General features: G+C 45.0%; 17 protein-coding genes and 3 pseudogenes. 16 read left to right on the top strand and 4 right to left on the bottom strand.

Going from position 1 to position 18,553, the window contains the following annotated elements; genetic code table 11:
- The first annotated feature begins 8 nt into the window (after nucleotides 1–8).
- Nucleotides 9–1,355 (top strand): aminomethyl-transferring glycine dehydrogenase subunit GcvPA, encoded by a 1,347-nt coding sequence (gene gcvPA, locus AR337_RS05990; RefSeq protein ID WP_059171112.1) that lies wholly within the window; start codon nucleotides 9–11, stop codon nucleotides 1,353–1,355.
- Nucleotides 1,348–2,808 carry an aminomethyl-transferring glycine dehydrogenase subunit GcvPB gene (gene gcvPB, locus AR337_RS05985; RefSeq protein WP_059171111.1) on the top strand — a complete coding sequence of 487 codons (1,461 nt, stop codon included), beginning with the start codon at nucleotides 1,348–1,350 and terminating at the stop codon, nucleotides 2,806–2,808. The genes gcvPA and gcvPB overlap by 8 nt, the downstream gene beginning before the upstream one ends.
- Nucleotides 2,809–2,916: 108 nt before the next feature.
- Here the strand turns inward: gcvPB and AR337_RS05980 are convergent, their stop codons facing one another.
- Nucleotides 2,917–3,300, bottom strand: coding sequence for a rhodanese-like domain-containing protein (locus AR337_RS05980; protein ID WP_156424325.1), 384 nt, complete (start codon nucleotides 3,298–3,300; stop codon nucleotides 2,917–2,919).
- Between the two features lie 198 nt (nucleotides 3,301–3,498).
- Here AR337_RS05980 and AR337_RS05975 point away from each other — a divergent pair, with 198 nt between their 5' ends.
- The 6 genes and pseudogenes from AR337_RS05975 (at nucleotide 3,499) to AR337_RS05950 (ending at nucleotide 9,850) form a co-directional block, all read left to right on the top strand.
- Nucleotides 3,499–4,332 carry a biotin/lipoate A/B protein ligase family protein gene (locus AR337_RS05975; RefSeq protein ID WP_059171110.1) on the top strand — a complete coding sequence of 278 codons (834 nt, stop codon included), beginning with the start codon at nucleotides 3,499–3,501 and terminating at the stop codon, nucleotides 4,330–4,332.
- A gap of 355 nt (nucleotides 4,333–4,687) precedes the next feature.
- A pseudogene (locus tag AR337_RS05970) lies at nucleotides 4,688–5,482 on the top strand (ribonucleotide reductase N-terminal alpha domain-containing protein); the annotation flags it as partial.
- A 321-nt stretch (nucleotides 5,483–5,803) separates the two neighbouring features.
- A pseudogene (locus AR337_RS05965) lies at nucleotides 5,804–6,454 on the top strand (ribonucleotide-diphosphate reductase subunit alpha); the annotation flags it as partial.
- A gap of 173 nt (nucleotides 6,455–6,627) precedes the next feature.
- Nucleotides 6,628–7,746 (top strand): annotated as a pseudogene (locus tag AR337_RS05960) (ribonucleotide-diphosphate reductase subunit alpha); the annotation flags it as partial.
- Nucleotides 7,747–7,852: 106 nt separating this feature from the next.
- A complete protein-coding gene (gene splB / locus AR337_RS05955; RefSeq protein ID WP_059171109.1) occupies nucleotides 7,853–8,878 on the top strand; it encodes a spore photoproduct lyase in 1,026 nt (341 codons plus the stop codon).
- Nucleotides 8,879–8,965: 87 nt separating this feature from the next.
- A complete protein-coding gene (locus AR337_RS05950; protein WP_059171108.1) occupies nucleotides 8,966–9,850 on the top strand; it encodes a patatin-like phospholipase family protein in 885 nt (294 codons plus the stop codon).
- Nucleotides 9,851–9,876: 26 nt separating this feature from the next.
- Here AR337_RS05950 and AR337_RS05945 read toward each other — a convergent pair whose 3' ends face one another.
- Nucleotides 9,877–10,257: an SA1362 family protein gene (locus AR337_RS05945; protein ID WP_253701535.1), complete on the bottom strand. Its 381-nt coding sequence runs from the start codon at nucleotides 10,255–10,257 to the stop codon at nucleotides 9,877–9,879.
- 212 nt (nucleotides 10,258–10,469) lie between these two features.
- Nucleotides 10,470–11,414 carry a DUF1385 domain-containing protein gene (locus AR337_RS05940; protein WP_059171106.1) on the bottom strand — a complete coding sequence of 315 codons (945 nt, stop codon included), beginning with the start codon at nucleotides 11,412–11,414 and terminating at the stop codon, nucleotides 10,470–10,472.
- 202 nt (nucleotides 11,415–11,616) lie between these two features.
- Here AR337_RS05940 and AR337_RS05935 point away from each other — a divergent pair, with 202 nt between their 5' ends.
- The 6 genes from AR337_RS05935 to AR337_RS05910 all read left to right on the top strand — a co-directional run bounded on the left by AR337_RS05935 (nucleotide 11,617) and on the right by AR337_RS05910 (nucleotide 16,120).
- Nucleotides 11,617–12,117 (top strand): YqhR family membrane protein, encoded by a 501-nt coding sequence (locus AR337_RS05935; RefSeq protein WP_059171105.1) that lies wholly within the window; start codon nucleotides 11,617–11,619, stop codon nucleotides 12,115–12,117.
- Between the two features lie 86 nt (nucleotides 12,118–12,203).
- On the top strand, nucleotides 12,204–12,653 hold the full coding sequence (gene aroQ / locus AR337_RS05930; protein ID WP_059171104.1) for a type II 3-dehydroquinate dehydratase: 450 nt from the start codon (nucleotides 12,204–12,206) through the stop codon (nucleotides 12,651–12,653).
- A complete protein-coding gene (locus AR337_RS05925) occupies nucleotides 12,653–13,714 on the top strand; it encodes a Xaa-Pro peptidase family protein (protein WP_059171103.1) in 1,062 nt (353 codons plus the stop codon). Before aroQ ends, AR337_RS05925 begins: the two co-directional genes overlap by 1 nt.
- Before the next feature lie 19 nt (nucleotides 13,715–13,733).
- Nucleotides 13,734–14,291, top strand: a complete 558-nt coding sequence (efp, locus tag AR337_RS05920) for an elongation factor P (RefSeq protein ID WP_059171102.1) — start codon at nucleotides 13,734–13,736, stop codon at nucleotides 14,289–14,291.
- Nucleotides 14,292–14,657: 366 nt separating this feature from the next.
- Nucleotides 14,658–15,326, top strand: a complete 669-nt coding sequence (locus tag AR337_RS05915) for a response regulator transcription factor (RefSeq protein WP_059171101.1) — start codon at nucleotides 14,658–14,660, stop codon at nucleotides 15,324–15,326.
- A gap of 134 nt (nucleotides 15,327–15,460) precedes the next feature.
- Entirely contained in the window at nucleotides 15,461–16,120 is a 660-nt protein-coding gene (locus AR337_RS05910) for a c-type cytochrome (RefSeq protein WP_059171565.1), read from the top strand.
- 38 nt (nucleotides 16,121–16,158) lie between these two features.
- Here AR337_RS05910 and AR337_RS05905 read toward each other — a convergent pair whose 3' ends face one another.
- On the bottom strand, nucleotides 16,159–16,518 hold the full coding sequence (locus tag AR337_RS05905) for a rhodanese-like domain-containing protein (protein ID WP_059171100.1): 360 nt from the start codon (nucleotides 16,516–16,518) through the stop codon (nucleotides 16,159–16,161).
- A 492-nt stretch (nucleotides 16,519–17,010) separates the two neighbouring features.
- Between AR337_RS05905 and AR337_RS05900 the strand changes: the two genes are divergently transcribed.
- Nucleotides 17,011–18,063, top strand: coding sequence for a hypothetical protein (locus tag AR337_RS05900; RefSeq protein WP_059171099.1), 1,053 nt, complete (start codon nucleotides 17,011–17,013; stop codon nucleotides 18,061–18,063).
- Between the two features lie 13 nt (nucleotides 18,064–18,076).
- The gene (locus AR337_RS05895) at nucleotides 18,077–18,532 is read left to right on the top strand and encodes a cytochrome c maturation protein CcmE (protein ID WP_059171098.1); all 456 of its coding nucleotides are present in this window, start codon (nucleotides 18,077–18,079) and stop codon (nucleotides 18,530–18,532) included.
- Nucleotides 18,533–18,553 lie beyond the last annotated feature (21 nt).

Raw genomic sequence — 18,553 nt, 5'->3', positions numbered from 1 at the left:
AAATCCTGATGAAACACCGCTATTTACCGATGACGGAACAAGATAAAGCGGCAATGCTTGAAGCAATTGGCGTCAAATCCGTTGATGAGCTTTTCAATGATATCCCTGAAAAAGTACGTTTTCAGGGAGAGTACAACATCAAACCTGCAAAATCAGAAACTGGACTCATGAAGGAACTCGCTGACCTCGCAGGGAAAAATGCCGATTTCAAGAGCCACGCTTCCTTCCTTGGCGCAGGGGTATACGATCATTACATGCCAGTTATCGTTGACCATGTCCTGTCGCGTTCAGAATTTTATACAGCATATACACCTTACCAGCCGGAAATTTCACAGGGGGAGCTCCAGGCTATCTTTGAATTCCAAACAATGATTTGCGAGCTAACCGGCATGGATGTGGCAAACTCCTCGATGTATGACGGGGGAACCGCCCTTGCCGAGGCAGCCATGCTAAGCGCCGCTCAGACGAGAAGGAAGAAAATCCTTATATCCGAAGCTGTCCACCCTGAATCCCGCGAGGTTGTAAAAACCTACGCAAAGGGCCAATACATCGAAGTTGTTGAAATTCCGTTAAAAGACGGAATAACTGACCTGGATGCAATGAGAGAGCTCGCAGGAGGGGAAATTGCGGCTGTCATCGTCCAATATCCAAATTTCTTTGGCAGAATTGAGCCGTTAAAGGAAATCGAGGAAATTGCCCATGCCAATAAATCTATGTTCGTGGTCTCAAGCAACCCGCTTTCACTAGGTGTCTTGACACCTCCAGGCAAATTCGGCGCGGACATCGTCGTAGGAGATGCACAACCATTCGGAATCCCTGCAGCATTCGGCGGCCCTCATTGCGGTTATTTTGCCGTAACGGATAAGCTGATGAGAAAGGTACCGGGCAGGCTTGTCGGCCAAACCCACGATGATCAGGGACGACGCGGCTTTGTACTGACGCTCCAAGCCCGTGAACAGCATATCCGCCGTGACAAGGCGACATCCAATATTTGTTCCAATCAGGCGCTCAACGCTCTTGCAGCTTCTGTTGCGATGACTGCTCTCGGTAAAAAGGGCGTTAGGGAGATGGCGGCTGCCAATATTCAAAAAGCACACTATGCGAAAAAAGCCTTGAAGGAAAACGGCCTTGAAATCGTCATGGATGGCCCGTCCTTTAATGAATTCGTCCTAAAGCTTGATAAGCCTGTTAAAGAAATCAATCAGGCCCTTCTTCAAAAAGGGATTATAGGCGGCTATGACCTTGGCCGTGATTACAAAGATTTATCAGGACACATGCTTATCGCTGTAACAGAGCTGAGGACAAAGGAAGAAATTGATACATTTGCTAAGGAATTGGGGGATCTGCATGCATAACCAGGACCAGCAGCTAATTTTCGAGGTAAGCAAACCAGGCCGTATCGGCTACAGCCTGCCGGAAATGGATGTTCCCGAGCTTGATTTGGACGGCCTTCTTCCGGTTGGCTATGTCCGCGAGGAGGAGCCGAATCTTCCGGAAGTATCCGAACTCGATATTATGCGCCACTATACAGCGCTATCAAAACGTAACCATGGTGTTGATTCGGGCTTTTACCCGCTCGGGTCGTGCACAATGAAATACAATCCGAAAATCAATGAGAATGTTGCCAGGTACAGCGGATTTGCCCACATCCATCCGCTCCAGGATGAAAGCTCCGTCCAAGGCGCCCTTGGACTGCTGTATGACCTTCAGCAGCATTTGATCGAAATCACCGGCATGGACGAAGTAACGCTCCAGCCAGCCGCCGGAGCTCATGGTGAATGGACTGGATTGATGATGATCCGCGCATTCCATGAGGCCAACAATGATTTAAAGAGAACAAAGGTTATCGTGCCTGACTCCGCCCATGGTACCAACCCTGCTTCCGCAACAGTAGCCGGCCTTGACACCATTACGGTAAAGTCGAACGAGCACGGCCTAGTTGATTTGGATGACCTTCGCAGGGTTGTTGGCGAGGATACTGCCGCACTAATGCTAACCAATCCGAACACACTTGGGCTTTTTGAGGAAAATATCCTTGAGATGGCTGAAATTGTCCACGGCGCTGGAGGCAAGCTGTATTATGACGGTGCCAACCTGAACGCAGTCCTTTCGAAGGCGCGCCCGGGAGATATGGGATTCGATGTCGTCCACCTCAACCTGCATAAAACGTTTACCGGCCCGCACGGCGGCGGCGGCCCAGGTTCGGGGCCAGTCGGCGTCAAGGCTGACCTGATTCCATTCCTGCCAAAGCCGATCGTTGCCAAGCGTGGTGACGAGTACGTATTTGATTATGACAGGCCGCAATCAATCGGCCGGGTAAAGCCATTCTATGGCAACTTTGGTATTAATGTCCGTGCCTACACATATATCCGTTCCATGGGTCCGGATGGTCTGAAGGCAGTGACCGAATATGCGGTACTGAATGCGAATTACATGATGAGAAGGCTACAGCCTCATTTTGATCTTCCATTTGACCGCCATTGCAAGCACGAATTCGTTTTGAGCGGCCGCAGGCAGAAGAAGCTCGGCGTCCGTACACTTGATATCGCCAAGAGACTTCTAGATTTCGGATATCACCCGCCAACCATCTACTTCCCGCTTAATGTCGAGGAGTGCATTATGATTGAGCCGACTGAAACCGAGTCGAAGGAAACGCTGGATGGCTTCATTGACACGATGATTCAGATTGCAAAAGAAGTAGAGGAAAATCCGGAAATCGTTCAGGAAGCGCCGCACACAACCGTGGTCGGAAGGCTTGATGAAACCGCAGCGGCAAGGAAACCGATACTCCGCTACCGCCCGGAATAAATAGAAATTAGGCCCGTACATACTTGTGCGGGCTTTTTTCATCGAGATAATCTGCCAAGTGCTTTAAAATAACAAAAGGCCTCTCGCATTTCTGCAAGGGCCTCGTTATTATTTCTTTGCTTTCACTTTTCCGGACCATTTTTTGAATCCGCCTGCAAGCTGGCTCAAATCCTTGTAGCCTTTTCGGTAAAGGAATTGAGCGGCACGTCCGCTGCGCATTCCGCTTTGGCAATATAAATAAACAGGCAGGTCGGGACGGATTTCGTTCATGCGTGTTTTCAATTGGGATAGCGGGATGTTCCTTGAGCCAAGGATATGCCCTGCATTGAATTCATTCGCTTCCCGTACGTCAATTAGCTGCGCCTTTCGATAGCCTGCGCGGAACTCTTCCTCTGAAAGCGTTTTGACAATTTTGCGCTGATAGAGCCACATAATGACTGAGTATACAAGGAAACCGGCAATCATTACTAGCATAAAATATAATGGACTCACGTTTAAGTACCCCTTTCAAGCTTTGCTGCGACAACAAGTATTATTATATAAGCCAATGGATGGTACAGTAAAGGGCATTTCCCAAATTCTTTTTATTGGTGCTCTTTTTGGCAATTCATACTGCTAGGATTTTCACCTTTGTTCTGATAGACTAAAAGTCGCGGCATTTCTAGTTAATCATGTAAAGAGGGGCTATTTATGAAGGAAAAATGGTATTTCATTGATTCGGGGTTTGGTTCTCCTTCCTTTAACATGGCGCTTGATGAAGCGCTTTTGGATTGGCATAGCGAGGGACAGATGCCGCCTGTCATCCGTTTTTACGGCTGGAACCCTGCGACACTATCAATCGGCTACTTCCAAAAGGTAGAGAAAGAAATAAATATGGATGCTGTCAGAGAAAGTGGACTGGGCTTTGTCAGGAGGCCGACCGGCGGAAGGGGCGTCCTGCATGAAAATGAGCTTACATACAGTGTAATTGTTTCGGAGGATCATCCCAAAATGCCGGCTTCTGTTACAGAGGCCTACCGGGTCATCTCAGAGGGCATTCTTCATGGGTTTAGGAATCTGGGCCTGGACGCAAATTTTGCAGTACCAAAGACAGATGAGGAAAAGGATTCATTAAAGAATCCAAGATCATCGAATTGCTTTGATGCGCCAAGCTGGTATGAGCTCGTTGTCGAGGGGCGAAAAGTAGCCGGAAGCGCACAGACACGGCAAAAAGGAGTAATCCTCCAACATGGATCAATCCTACTCGACCTTGATGAAGAAAAGCTTTTTTCCTTGTTCCATTACCCGAGTGAGAGGGTAAAGGAGAGGATGATGGCTTCCTTCAAAAATAAAGCTGTTACGATTAACGAAGTTAGTATGCACCCAGTCAGTCTAGACGAAGCGAAGGATGCTTTTAAAAAAGGATTTGAAACAGGGCTTGAGATTGAATTGGTTCCATATCACCTGACAGAGGAACAGCGGCTGAAGGTAGAAAAAATTGCTCTGGACGTTTATGAGAACGATGAATGGAATTTTAAAAGATAGGAGCGGAGCCCCGCTCCTATCTTGTTTTAATTAGAAAAAAATTCCTGTTCTTTATTGGGTTATGCCCCGAAAGAGCAACCTTCGAAAAATGTCAAAATTAATTATCTGATGTAGGATTTCCTGCAAAATCTCTGTTTATCTCTGTTTTTTAATTGATTTTGATTTTGACAAATTATTTTTCTTTTGCCTATTACCCAATATATAGTAGTACTGAAAATTATTTAGGCACTATATATTGATTTTGGTAGTTTCGGTGTGATAGGTTAAGGGTATTCCTAAGAACAACTTGATTTAACATAACAGCCAAGAGTTCGACAAATGAGGAAAGCGAAAATTTAGACAAGGAGATGTGATCATGTCTGTTGCGTTAAGAAAAAAACTAAATATTGATTTTGAAAGGCTGAATGAGGATATCCGATTATTTCCGCAGGTTCATCCTGTAACGCCGGATATGCACATTACCCACAAGGGTGTTTCCCGCCTCGTCATGCTTGACAGGTATACGTTCAAGGATACTGAAAAGATTACCCTGACAAAAGGCGATTTCGTTGTTTTGACTGTGAAGGAAGACCCTAAATTCCCGGCGAGAGGCCTTGGTTACATCCTTGGAATTGACTGGGAGAGGAAAACTGCCCAGGTCATGGTCGATGAGGAATACCGGGGAGTCCTTGATACTCAGGAGGAAATCACTACAGGCGTTATTACCAGATCCCTTGATGTAATTGAAAAGCCCCTTGAAATCTTTTATGAGCAAATCGCTCTGCGTAATGCTACAGGCCTGGCATCAGTAGAAAAGACGGAAGAAAAAAGGCTGGAATGGTTCAATAAATTCTACGAAGAGCTAGTGAACATGAACTTCATTCCGGCAGGACGGGTACTTTACGGGGCAGGCGCGGGTACGGACGTAACTTTCTTCAATTGCTATGTCATGCCTTTTGTACAGGATTCCCGTGAAGGGATTTCAGACCACAGGAAACAGGTAATGGAAATCATGAGCCGCGGAGGCGGAGTTGGAACAAACGGTTCAACGCTCAGGCCGCGTGCGACACTAGCAAGAGGGGTAAACGGGAAATCTTCCGGTTCGGTATCCTGGCTCGATGACATCGCCAAGCTGACACATCTAGTTGAGCAGGGTGGGTCAAGACGTGGTAAATAAGTGCCTCGTCTATAAAAAAACCTCGTGAATTGCTGGAAACTCTTTTATGACCTTGCTGGCTACAACGCAACTGGAAACGGTAGACGTGAATGCATGAAAACAGCAGGTGGATAAAGACAATCAGCAGCCAAGCTCCTAGTTTCTGGAAGAATATGGAGAAGGTCCAACGACCATCGAAACCACGCTTTTATGCGGAAGGAAGTAGAGTAGGGATCAAGTGGTCCCGAAGCGCGAGGACACTCAGTTAGAGTGTAAGAGATGGTCTGAACTCTAAGGTGACTTAGAGAGCTGAAGTAACGATTCAGCGCAACATATTTGGCCCAAATGATCATGCTGGCGGACTGGCATCCTGATATTATCGAGTTCATCATTTCGAAAATGCAAAACCCTAGGATCCTAAGATTCCTTATTGAAAACACAACCGATGAATGGATCCAGAAGCAGGCGAAAAACAAGCTTAAGTTCACCCCGCTCACAGAGCAGGAAAAGGCAATGTACCAAGGAATCATCAATTATAAACATATTCCAGGCTATGGCGGATTCAGTGATAGAATCATAGCCGATGCTGAAGAAAAGCTCGCGGAAGGTGGCAATTATACCGTCCACAATTCTGAATTTTTAACAGGGGCAAATATTTCCGTTACCCTCACAAAGGAATTCATGGAGGCAGTCGAAAAGGACGCTGAATATGAACTCCGTTTCCCGGCAGTCGAAAGCTACGACGAGAAAACAATGAAAATTTACAACGAAGAATGGCATAAAGTCGGCGATGTTCGCGAGTGGGAAAAAATGGGCTACCAAGTCCGTACTTATAAAAAGATCAAGGCAGTAGAACTTTGGAATTTGATTAACATCTGCGCCACCTATTCGGCTGAGCCGGGAATCTTCTTTATCGACAATGCCAATGACATGACAAACGCCCAGGCATATGGGCAAAAGGTGGTTGCAACCAACCCGTGTGGTAAAGTGCTTGCCTCACGTTAAAAACTCGACCTAATTGACTTGGAACCCTAACAGGTAATGCTGAGGGCAACAGGGGCCAAGGGTAATGCCAGGCTGAGAGACTAAAGCGGTTGAGCCAGTATATTATACTGTAAGCGATAGTCCAATCCTTCTGGAAACAGGAGAGCGAGAAATTGGAGCAGCCTCTCGCACCTTATTCCGTCTGCAACCTAGCTGCGGTAAATCTAGCGGCAATGGCAGACAAAGAAACAAAGACAGTCAACTTTGAAAAACTGAAGAAAACAGTCGCAACCGGCGTCAGAATGCAGGACAATGTTATCGATTCAACTCCATACTTCCTGGAAGCCAACAAGAAACAAGCGCTTGGCGAACGCCGTGTCGGACTCGGAGTGATGGGTCTTCACGATCTGCTTATCTACTGTGAAACAGAGTACGGGTCAGAAGAAGGAAACAAACTGGTTGATAAAGTATTTGAAACCATAGCAGTAACCGCCTATAGCACATCAGTTGAACTGGCGAAAGAAAAAGGAAGCTTCCCATTCCTCGTTGGCCAAACTGACGAAGAAACGAACCGCCTTAGGAAGGCATTCACTGAAACAGGCTTTATGCAAAAAATGCCTGAAGAAGTAAGGGAAGCGGTTTTGGACAATGGGATTCGCAACTCGCATTTACTGACTGTTGCTCCCACGGGATCTACTGGGACAATGGTTGGGGTCAGCACCGGATTAGAACCATATTTTTCCTTTTCTTACTTCAGAAGCGGAAGGCTTGGGAAGTTCATCGAAGTAAAAGCGGATATCGTAAGCGAGTATTTGGATAAACATCCTGAAGCGGATCCGGAAAACCTTCCGAATTGGTTTGTGGCCGCGATGGAGCTTGCTCCAGAAGCTCATGCCGATGTGCAGTGTGTCATCCAGCGCTGGATTGACAGCTCCATCAGCAAAACGGTCAACGCGCCTAAAGGCTATACGGTTGAACAGGTTGAAAAAGTGTACGAGCGTCTTTACAAAGGCGGCGCCAAGGGTGGCACGGTCTATGTTGATGGATCGCGCGATTCCCAGGTGCTGACCCTGAAGGCGGAAGAAAATACAGTCGAGGACTCAGTTCAGGTTAAACCAAAACAGAAGCAGCATGTTGTGTTGGTTGACACAATCAGCGATCTTCGCTCCACCAATGTCACAATCGGCTCGGAAATCGGCAATACATGCCCTGTCTGCCGAAAAGGGCAAGTAAAGGAAATTGGCGGATGCAACACTTGCACGAACTGCAATGCTCAGTTGAAATGCGGCCTTTAATATGATTGAAAGAGGATGGATAAATTTTCCGTCCTCTTTTTTTGTTTCTATCACCGCTTTTGCCAATACTACACTAAACAGTATTGCAAAAGAGAGGGGATTGAAGATGAAACCGTTCATGCCGCAATTGGTCTATATCGAGCCGCAGGCACTGGAATATCCGCTCGGCCGTGAATTGAAGGATAAATTTGAGGGGATGGGGATTGAAATACGCGAAACGACATCCCATAACCAAGTACGGGGCATTCCCGGAAACAATGAGCTGCAGCAGTACCGGAAAGCAAAGTCGACTTTGGTGGTAGGCATAAGAAGAACGTTGAAATTTGATACATCCAAACCATCCGCCGAATATGCCATCCCGCTTGCCACCGGCTGTATGGGGCATTGCCATTACTGCTACCTCCAAACAACGCTTGGCTCAAAGCCGTATATCCGGACGTATGTGAATTTGGACGAAATTTTTGAACAAGCGCAAAAATATATGGATGAGCGTGCACCGGAAATTACCCGGTTTGAGGCAGCCTGTACATCCGATATTGTTGGGATTGATCACCTAACGCATTCTCTTAAAAAGACAATTGAATTCATTGGTCAGAGCGAATTCGGGCAATTGCGGTTTGTGACGAAATACCAGCATGTCGACCATCTGCTCGATGCGAAGCATAATGGAAAAACCCGGTTCAGGTTCAGTGTCAATTCCCGTTTTGTCATTAAAAATTTCGAACCAGGGACTTCGTCTTTTGACGAAAGGCTTGAAGCGGCGAGGAAGGTCGCAAACGCTGGTTATCCTCTGGGATTTATCGTGGCGCCAATATACAGGCACGAAGGCTGGGAAGAAGGGTACCATGAGCTTTTTGAAAGGCTGGAGGCATCGCTCGATGGAGTTAATATCAATAGCCTTTCCTTTGAAATGATTCAGCACCGCTATACGAAACCGGCCAAAAACGTCATTATGAAACGTTATCCGAAAACAAAGCTGGAAATGGATGAGGAAAAGCGAAAATACAAGTGGGGAAGATACGGAATTGGCAAATACGTATACCCGACGGAAGAAGCTGCCGAGCTTGAAAGAACCATCCGGGGATATATTAACAAATACTTCCCAGAAGCAGAAATACAGTATTTTACTTAACTAAAATATTCTGTTTGTCCACAGTACTATAATTAAAGGAAGCCGCTTAAAGATGTAGGAGGGAATACATCGACGGGAGTGGCTTCCATGCTGATTGATGGTGTTTTTTCTGGCGGAGGCATTAAAGGCTTTGCACTGGCTGGCGCCTATGAAGCAATCGAAAGGAGGGGCTTCAGGTTTTGCAGGGTAGCCGGGACAAGCGCAGGCTCTATCATCGCCAGCCTAATTTCCGCGGGCTATTCAAGCAGTGAAATGCTTGGATTGCTCGACGAACTAAATCCGGCCAAATTTTTGGACTCCAGAAAGCTGCTCGTTCCCGGCCCCGTAACAAAATGGCTGCTCTTATATTGGAAAATGGGATTATATAAAGGAGAAGCGCTTGAGCAGTGGCTTGCACAAAAACTTGCTTTAAAAGGCCTCAGAACGTTTGGCGACCTTCCGTCTGATGCGCTCCGGGTAGTTGCTTCCGACTTAACAAACGGTACGATGATTATCCTCCCTGACGACCTCCATAAATATGGGATTTCACCTGCAGAATTTCCTGTTGCCAAGGCTGTAAGGATGAGCTGCAGCATTCCCTATTTTTTTGAACCGGTAAAGCTTCCAACAGCGGGGGGGAAGAACATTGTCGTAGATGGAGGGGTGCTAAGCAACTTTCCGATGTGGCTGTTTGACCACGAGAATGTGAAAAAGGTGAGGCCAGTTTTGGGAATTCAGTTAAGCCATGAGCCTGATAACAATCCAAAACACAAAATCAAAAATGCAATCCAGTTGTTTGAGGCGCTCTTTGAAACAATGAAGGACGCCCATGATGCTAGGTATATCTCTAGGAAACACGCAAAAAACATTATTTTTATCCCAACTGCGGGAGTAGTCTCTACCGAGTTCCAACTTACAAATGAGAAAAAGGAAAAGCTGATAAGGCATGGGCAGCAATGTGCCGAGCTCTTTTTTCGAAAATGGAGTTATTAACTTTAAGAAAAAGAAAACCGGTCTCCCTAAAAGGAAGCCCGGTTTTTCTTTTTGCCTTTTTTGCCTTCTATTACTGTCAAGTGAGCCGTTGCTTTCTTTTTCGGCTTCCTCAATGAGGCGAGTGAGCCGTGGACGACATTTCGCCCAGCCGAGTCATTTTTATGTCCGTTCCGTTTTCTGGATTCCCTGGCAGCCTTGAGGAATGCCCGTTGCTCTTTCTTGCCTGGGCCGGCTCCAGTAAATCGGCGAAAAATTAAATATAGTACAAAACTGATAAGGGCAACTATTGCTATTCGTTGGATAAAACCAGCAGGATTGTCTATAAGCGACCCTATTATGCCGATTCCCGCAAGAAGTATAAGTGCGCCTATAAAAAGAACGGATTTCCGTTTTTTCAAGATAGCCACCTCCCTAAGAGCATCATAAGCATATTCCCCCAATTTTAAACACACGCCAAAAGGAATTTAGACAATTTCTTCTGTCTTATTATATATTTGTCTAGCTCCACCGCCCAGCGCCTAGTGTACTTCGGTCCCCTCGCTACGATAAGTCAACATCGATTCGCTTACGCTTATCGTGTTTCCTTAATCTCCATCGGGGCCCTCCAGTCCATACGGCGCTAAACGAGCGCTTGCGCTTTTCTTTGTTCCTCACTATCCTTTTCCATTTTTAAAAGTTCTTTAAACGAGAGAATGGCAATTTCCGCCTGGCTGTCATCAGGTTCTTTTGTTGTCAGGAGCTGCAGCCAAAGCCCAGGGAGACCGAGCCATTTGAGGACAGGCACATCGCGAAGTTTATTCGTCAGCTGAAGGACTTCAAAAGATATCCCAAGCACAACTGGGATGAGCGCGAGCCGGTTTAAAAGGCGTACCCATAAAGGTTCAGCCGGGACAAACATGTAAACAAAGACTCCGACAATCACTGTAAACAAAATAAAACTTGAACCACATCGGTAATGGAGACGGGAACTTGACTGGACATTCTTCACTGTCAGTTCCAGCCCATTTTCATAGCAATTTATTACTTTATGCTCGGCCCCGTGATATTGGAATACCCTTCTTACAAGCGGAGTAAGCGATACAATATATATATATGCGAGCAGAAAGATCAGTTTGATTAGACCTTCAAGGAGAACCTGTGATGTGTGGCCCGGAAAGATTGGCGTTGCCAGATGGGCCAGGGAAGCGGGTATAAGCGTGAAAATGAATTTCCCGAATAAAAACGAGATAACGCCGATTGCTGCAACTCCCAGATACATAGCTAGTTTTGAGGTTTCCTGCTGATCAATCGTTTCGTCATCCTTTGGATCTATATCAAAGCGTTCGGTAGAAAAATTCAGATGTTTGGAGCCGTTCGCACTCGCTTCGATAATTGCCGCAATCCCGCGCACAAAAGGAATTTTCTTTAAGAAAGCGACAAACGGGTGTGTTTTTCTCGGCAGCCGGAAATAGTCTACAGACTCATCCTTCCGCCTTACTGCGGTAACATAATGATGCTTTCCGCCAAACATGACACCTTCCACCACTGCCTGGCCCCCGTAAATTGGTTTGTTTCCATTTGCCATACATTACACCAACCTAATCTTGAAGTTGCACAAACAGCATAGGCTGGATGTACTTACATTTATTCTACTAGAAAATTGTGAAAACCTCTACATTAGACTTAATTTCTCTACCATTACAAAAATATCCTCAAGGGAAGGAAAAATAAATAAACGCACATACTAATCCTGACTGCAACTATCTCGTTCAAAAGGATTGGTGATTATGGAAAAAAACAGCTGTACTGCCAATAAAGAGCTTGCCGGAGAAAGGGGATTTGCGAAGCTTGTATTGCTTACCGGGCTTTGGGGAGGCTTGTTCTGGAGCTTTATAGGCCAGGTTGGCTATTACTTTCATTTTACAAAAATAAGCCCTAGGGCGGTACTTGGGCCATGGGCACTTGGTTCCTGGAAAAACGGATGGCTCGGTACGCTCGTTGCCATTGTCCTAATTGCGTTAATTTCGATTGGAACAGCCTTCATTTATTCAGCCTTATTAAAGAAAACAGGCGGCATTCTTTCTGGAATCGGGTATGGAATCGTTTTATTCCTTCTGGTGTTTTTATTGCTTAATCCAATGTTTCCCGGTATTTCTCCTTTTGGCAGATTAGACCAAAATACCATGTACACATCAATATGCCTGTTCATCCTTTATGGAGTTTTTATTGGGTATTCTATTTCCTATGACTATAAAAACCGTAGAGGAAACTTGAATGTATCCGAGTAGGAGATTGAGGGGGAGTATGGTAAAATGGTTTAGAAAAATAACTGCTGACACGTAAGGCATACCATAAGATATGGGGATATCGGGAAATGAAAAAAATATTATTGTTGAATGGTCCAAATTTGAATATGCTTGGCAAACGGGAACCCGGGGTGTATGGCCAGGGAACTTTAAAGGATGTAGAAGCCTCCGTTGCCCAACTTGCTGCCACACACGGTGCGGAAGTGGAGTGCAGGCAATCGAATCATGAAGGTACCCTTGTCGACTGGCTTCAGGAAGCAGATGAAGCGGGTTTTGCAGGGGTTATTTTTAATCCCGGCGCTTATACGCATTATAGTTATGCGATACGGGATGCAATTGCAGGAATTCATGTGCCTGTTATCGAAGTACATATTTCGAATATCTATGCACGGGAAAATTTCAGGCATACTTCCGTCACAGCCGCAGTTTGCAGGGGACAAATCAGCGGCCTCGGATTAAAAGGATATGAGCTTGCATTTTTTGCCCTGTTGGACATGGAAAAGGAGAGGGAACTATAATGGTAAAAGTGGAGAAACTGAGGAATGAGTTTGGCAAATTAGGAATTGATGGAATGCTGATTACAAGCGGATTTAACCGAAGGTATATGTCCAATTTCACAGGTTCCGCAGGGACTGTCCTAATCAGTGCAGATAAAGCTCTGTTCATTACGGATTTCAGGTATGTAGAGCAGGCTTCAAAGCAATGCGAAGGTTTCGAGGTCGTACGCCACAATGGGACGATGCAGGAAGAAGTCGCCCATCAGGCAAAGCTGCTGGGGATAGCAAAGCTTGGATTTGAGCAAAATCACGTTACATATGGGTTGTACAAATCGTATGAAAAGGTTTTTGAAGGCGAGCTTGTTCCTGTTGATGGCGCAATCGAAAAGTTGCGCTTGATAAAGACGGATGCAGAGATTAAGATATTAAAGGAAGCAGCGGGCATTGCCGATGCTGCATTTACTCATATCTTGGAGTTTATTCGCCCGGGCAAGACGGAACTGGAAGTTTCAAATGAACTTGAATTTTTCATGCGGAAGGCAGGAGCCTCGAGCTCTTCCTTTGATATCATTGTCGCATCAGGTTACCGTTCGGCTTTGCCGCACGGAGTCGCAAGCGAAAAAGTAATCGAAGCAGGAGATTTTGTAACTCTTGATTATGGCGCCTATTATAAGGGGTACGTATCCGATATTACCAGGACTGTTTCTGTTGGTGCTGCTGACCAGAAATTACGGGATATTTACGATATTGTCCTTGAAGCGCAGCTGCGGGGCATGGCTGGCATCAAGCCTGGAATGACCGGGAAGGAAGCGGATGCATTGACTCGCAACCTTATTGCCGAAAAGGGATATGGTGAATATTTTGGGCATTCAACTGGCCACGGGATTGGGCTGGAGGTCCATGAGGGGCCATCGTTATCAAGGATTTCCGAAACGGTTCTCGAACCGGGGATGGTTGTGACCGTTGAACCAGGCATCTATATTCCTGGCCTAGGCGGCGTACGTATCGAGGATGATACGGTCATTACCCTTGACCACAATGAATCGCTCACCCACTCAACGAAGGAATTGATTATTCTTTAAGGAACTAGGAGGAACACACATGATTTCAGTTAACGACTTCCGTACAGGACTTACAATCGAGGTAGACGGCGGTATTTGGCGCGTTATGGATTTCCAGCATGTCAAGCCGGGTAAAGGCGCGGCTTTTGTCCGTTCCAAGCTACGAAATCTTCGCACAGGCAACGTGAATGAAAAAACATTCCGTGCTGGAGAAAAAGTTGGAAAGGCACAAATTGACAACCGCAGGATGCAATATCTATATGCAAGCGGCGACCAGCACATTTTTATGGATAATGAATCCTATGAGCAAATCGAGCTGCCAGCCAGCGCGATTGAATACGAATTGAAATTCCTTAAGGAAAATATGGAAGTCTCTATCATGATGTACCATGGGGAAACATTGGGAGTTGAACTTCCAAATACGGTTGAACTAGAGGTAACAGAAACAGAACCAGGCATCAAAGGAGACACTGCTTCCGGCGGCTCCAAGCCTGCAACTGTTGAAACCGGCTTGGTTGTCCATGTGCCATTCTTTGTTAACCAGGGTGACCGCCTGATTATCAACACGACCGATGGCAGCTATGTATCACGCGCTTAATTAATTACATTAGATTTTCAAAAATAGAAAACCCGGCTCTGCGAATCAAGCGGAAGCCGGGTTTTTTTGATGAATTTTATTTGGTCCCAAGCCAGAAAACGATAATCTATTGGAGATCACGATAGATGGATTTCTATTTTCGAAGGCCGACAAAGCACAAACTTATGAAGATATTGTGAAGATTTTTCTCTCTAATTATGAACAATTTCTTAAAACCCCTTTGGGTAACTAGTCAGTATAGGTAAGGGGGACTACAATGAAACTAATTAATAGTAATTACTAGGGAAATGCGGTTAATGGCCTGGCTCGGGACAGCCAGATTGCGAAACTTCCGTTACACCCAGGATGAGGGAGGCTCTTTGCCTTATGGAAAAACTAAAAGTATTGATTGTCGACGTGAATTTTATGTTCCTGAAAGGGCTTGAAAGTATTCTGAGGGAGGAAGCTTCCCTGGAACTGGTCGGGCAAGCACGCAATGGCTGCGAAGCATTAGAGTTGGCCAAAGATCTAAAACCGAATGTCATCCTGATGGATGTAAATATGCCAACAGAGGATGGAATTGCGGCGATGAAAAAGCTGATTGAAGAACTGCCCGAAAGCAATATCCTCGTGCTGTCCGTTAATGATGAAGAGCAAGACCTTCTCGATGCACTAAGAAACGGGGCGAGGGGGTACTTGTTGAAAAGTTTGCTGCCAAATGAACTTATTGCCTTTATCCATATGGCAAATCGGGGCGAGTATGTCATTTCCGGCCCAATCGCAAGAAACATCATTGATAATATCATCAGGCTGGAAAATAATTTTGCAGCAGGAAAGATGGGGGCGAAAAATAATTTGCTCACCAAGAGAGAAAAGGAAATCCTCTTAGAGGTTACAAAAGGAATGACAAACCGCCAAATAGCTTGTACTCTCTTCATCTCTGAAAATACAGTTAAGAACCATATCCGGAACATCATGGAGAAACTCCACATGAATAACCGGGCTCAGGCAGCCGCTTTTGCGATGCAGGAAGGTTGGCTACAAAAGACAGTTTAACTGTCTGTAGCCCTCTCAAAAAAAGAGCAAAGGCATATCTTAGTCTGTCTCAGACCATCCAAGAAAAAGATAGAATTAAGGATAAGGGGCTTTGGCCATATCACCAATTAAAGGGCCGGAGTAAAGGTGCTGTCATGAAGAAAAAAGTATTAATTAGTTTTTACTTGTTAATCGCTATTATCGGGGTAACAGTTTTTATCACGACAAATGGCTTAAAAGGAAAGAATTACAAGGCTGTCCAGGCAGGAGAAAAAGTCTATCAACAGCAATGTTTGATCTGCCACGGCGATACAGGAAAAGGAGAGGGCAAAAACGCGGGGACCTCTATCAACAGCCAGATATTTTTAAGTTCTGTAAGCGACCAGGACCTAACCCACTATATTGAGTTCGGACGTCCTGAAGCGGCAATGCCTGCGTATGGGCCAAGGCTTAGCGAGGAGCAATTGAAAAATGTCGTCGCGTTTATTAGGAATTGGCAAAAAAAGAAAATTAAATTCGATGTCCCCGATAAAATTTCCGGAAACGTGGAAAATGGAGAAAAAATCTACCAGCGTGCCTGTATCCAATGCCACGGCGAACGGGGCGCGGGAAAAGTAAAAATGGGGACAGCCCTTGCAAATCCTGGATACTTAAAGTACAACACCGATGAGCAAATCTGGATCAATACTGCATATGGGCGGGAAGACACGAGAATGGCACCATCGCTAAAAGGTACTGAAGGTGTCCGGCAACTTAGTAAAAAAGATATTACCGATGTCGTTTCATATATCAGATCCCTTGAAAAAGGAGAATAAGGAACCCCTGCCTGCATTCAATGCAGACAGGGATTTTTTTATTTATATTCAATTTCCCCGGTCCAGGCATTCATACCGCCAGACATATTGATAACCTTGAAACCCTTTGCCGCAAGAAGTTCGCTTGCCTGCTGGGACCGGTTTCCGCTTCTACAGACGATAATATATTTTTCGTCTTTGTCGAGATTTTCAGATAGCCCATCAAGGACTTGCAAGGGAATTAGTTGGGCGCCTGGGATATGCCCGCCATTGTACTCCTCAGGTGTTCTTACATCCAGAATCTTTACATCGTTTTTTACTATCATGTTCATCGCTTCGTCAACCGAAACCGTTTGATAGTTGTTAGCGCTACAGCCTAAAACCAGGAGAACAATGAATAGGATTAGATACTTTTTCAACGTTACCCCACCTTTTATCTTGATTATAAGGGAGTTGCAGCTCAACGGGATATGGAAAATCGAAAGGATATCAGCCAAGGTTGCCTAAGTGTAACAAAATAGTCAAAAACACTATTACTGGTAAAAAAGGATAGGCTTTATAGTTATCATGTAGTAACAATATGGAAACTTCAACTAGCACCACTCGCCCTGGCTGGGGTCAAGAGAGAAACGTGGCATTCTTATTGTTAAAGGTTTCACAAGGGCTCCATTTTTTCCGTGATGAATAGTTCTTTCTACCTGTTTTTTTCACTAGTAAATAGAAAGCTTTTAAGATGTGAACAATTTATGATGTTTTTTTGTCCAAACCGCAACGTTTTCTACCCTTTAACAAAATGTTCAAGAGTCCCTCAACAATTGGGGTGCGCTGTCGATTATATTTATTCCAAAGAGGACTATAGTGAAAAGTAGTACGTTCTAGTCATGTGTTTTCACTTATCGAGGAGGACTGTCATGCTGAAAAAACTAATGGCATTTTTATTAATCACATCTTCCGGTTTGATTATCGGAGCTCCTGGTGCAAATGCGGAAGTGAATTTTGACCCAGGGCAATTTCCCTACAAAGAATTGCAGATCCAAGTGATGCCTGAATTCGATTATCCTGAAAACTGGCCGAAAGAAGAGCCATCCCTTTTGGTAGGGCTATATGGAACCATTACAAACAAGAGCGGCCAAGATTATACCGGCAAAGTAGAAGTTCCTGTTCCTGCCAATGAAAAAAACTTCCAGGTTTATCTAGTAGCTGAATTTCCAAGTGACGACAAACCGGAAGTTCAACGGCCTTTCGAGGTTGATAAAGAAAAAGGGGTCATTTCTTTTACCCCCGAGAATCCAATTAAGAAGGATGAAGTCTATAAATTCGTTGTCGAATATTACTCCAACCCTATCGAAGTGAAAGGTACAAAAAATTTCACCTATGAGTATACGGCCCCTGCAGACATTGAAACAATGGACGTCATCATCTATGCACCATTAAAATCTTCAGAGATTTCAATGGATCCCAAGCCATCAAGTACTCAGAAAAGTGAATACGGGGAACAAATCGCATTTTACCAGCAAAAGGATGCAAAGAAAGGGAGTTCTTTCAACTACAAGGTTTCCTATAAAAAAGAAGGAAATGACTCCACACTTTCAATGATTGACAAGAACAAAGCGCCGAATGATGAAAATCATACCGGCTCAACAGCAACGGACCAGGTTGCCGCAAACAGTGGCGGCAATGGTGGAGAAAAACAAAACCGCCCAATTATCGGCGCAGCTGGTGGAGTCATCATCGGCGCATCCATCATCATTGCCGCGATGCTAATTTTCTTCGGGCTAAGGAACAAGGCTGAAAATCGAAAAACATCAGCAACCCCTAAAAAGAATAAAGGTAAAAATTCTTCGGATCAGAAGCAAAGAATGAATCCATCGCATGCAGATGAAATCAAGGAACTCCGCAGAAAGCTGTTAAACGGTAAGATCGACCAGGAAACATATGATGAACAGGTGAAAAAATTAATTTAGGGGGAGAAGGAAAATGAAAAAAAACACGATTGTTATGCTAGGCGGTTTTATTATCGCTGGGGCAATTGTATTTCTGCTCATGGCGGCAACACCTGGTTCAAGCGGAGTGGAACTGACCATGAAGGAGCTTCTCGCAAACCAACAGAAGCATAAAAATGATTTTGTAACAGTAGAAGGCTTACTGATTGAGGAATCAATTAAATGGAATGCAGATAAAATCGAGCTGAAATTTGATGTCAAGGACAATGAAGGAAACATCATGCACGTAGTCCATAACGGCGTTAAACCCGACAACTTTTCGGAAGGGGTAATTACCATCCTGCAGGGGGCCCCGATAGAAAAAGATACATTCGTCGCCGAAACTGTCAAAACAAGGTGCCCATCCAAATATGAAGGCGAAGACATGAAAGACTATGACCCCGATAAGCATAAAGATAAGTTAAAGAAAGAGCCTTCCGGCAATGAATAAAGGCAAAAACTAAAGAAGGTG

The sequence above is a fragment of the Bacillus sp. FJAT-27445 genome (assembly GCF_001510665.1).
Lineage (GTDB): Bacteria > Bacillota > Bacilli > Bacillales > Cytobacillaceae > Bacillus_D.
The sequence above is the reverse complement of the archived record's forward strand: the minus strand, read 5'-3'. Positions and strand labels throughout refer to the sequence as shown.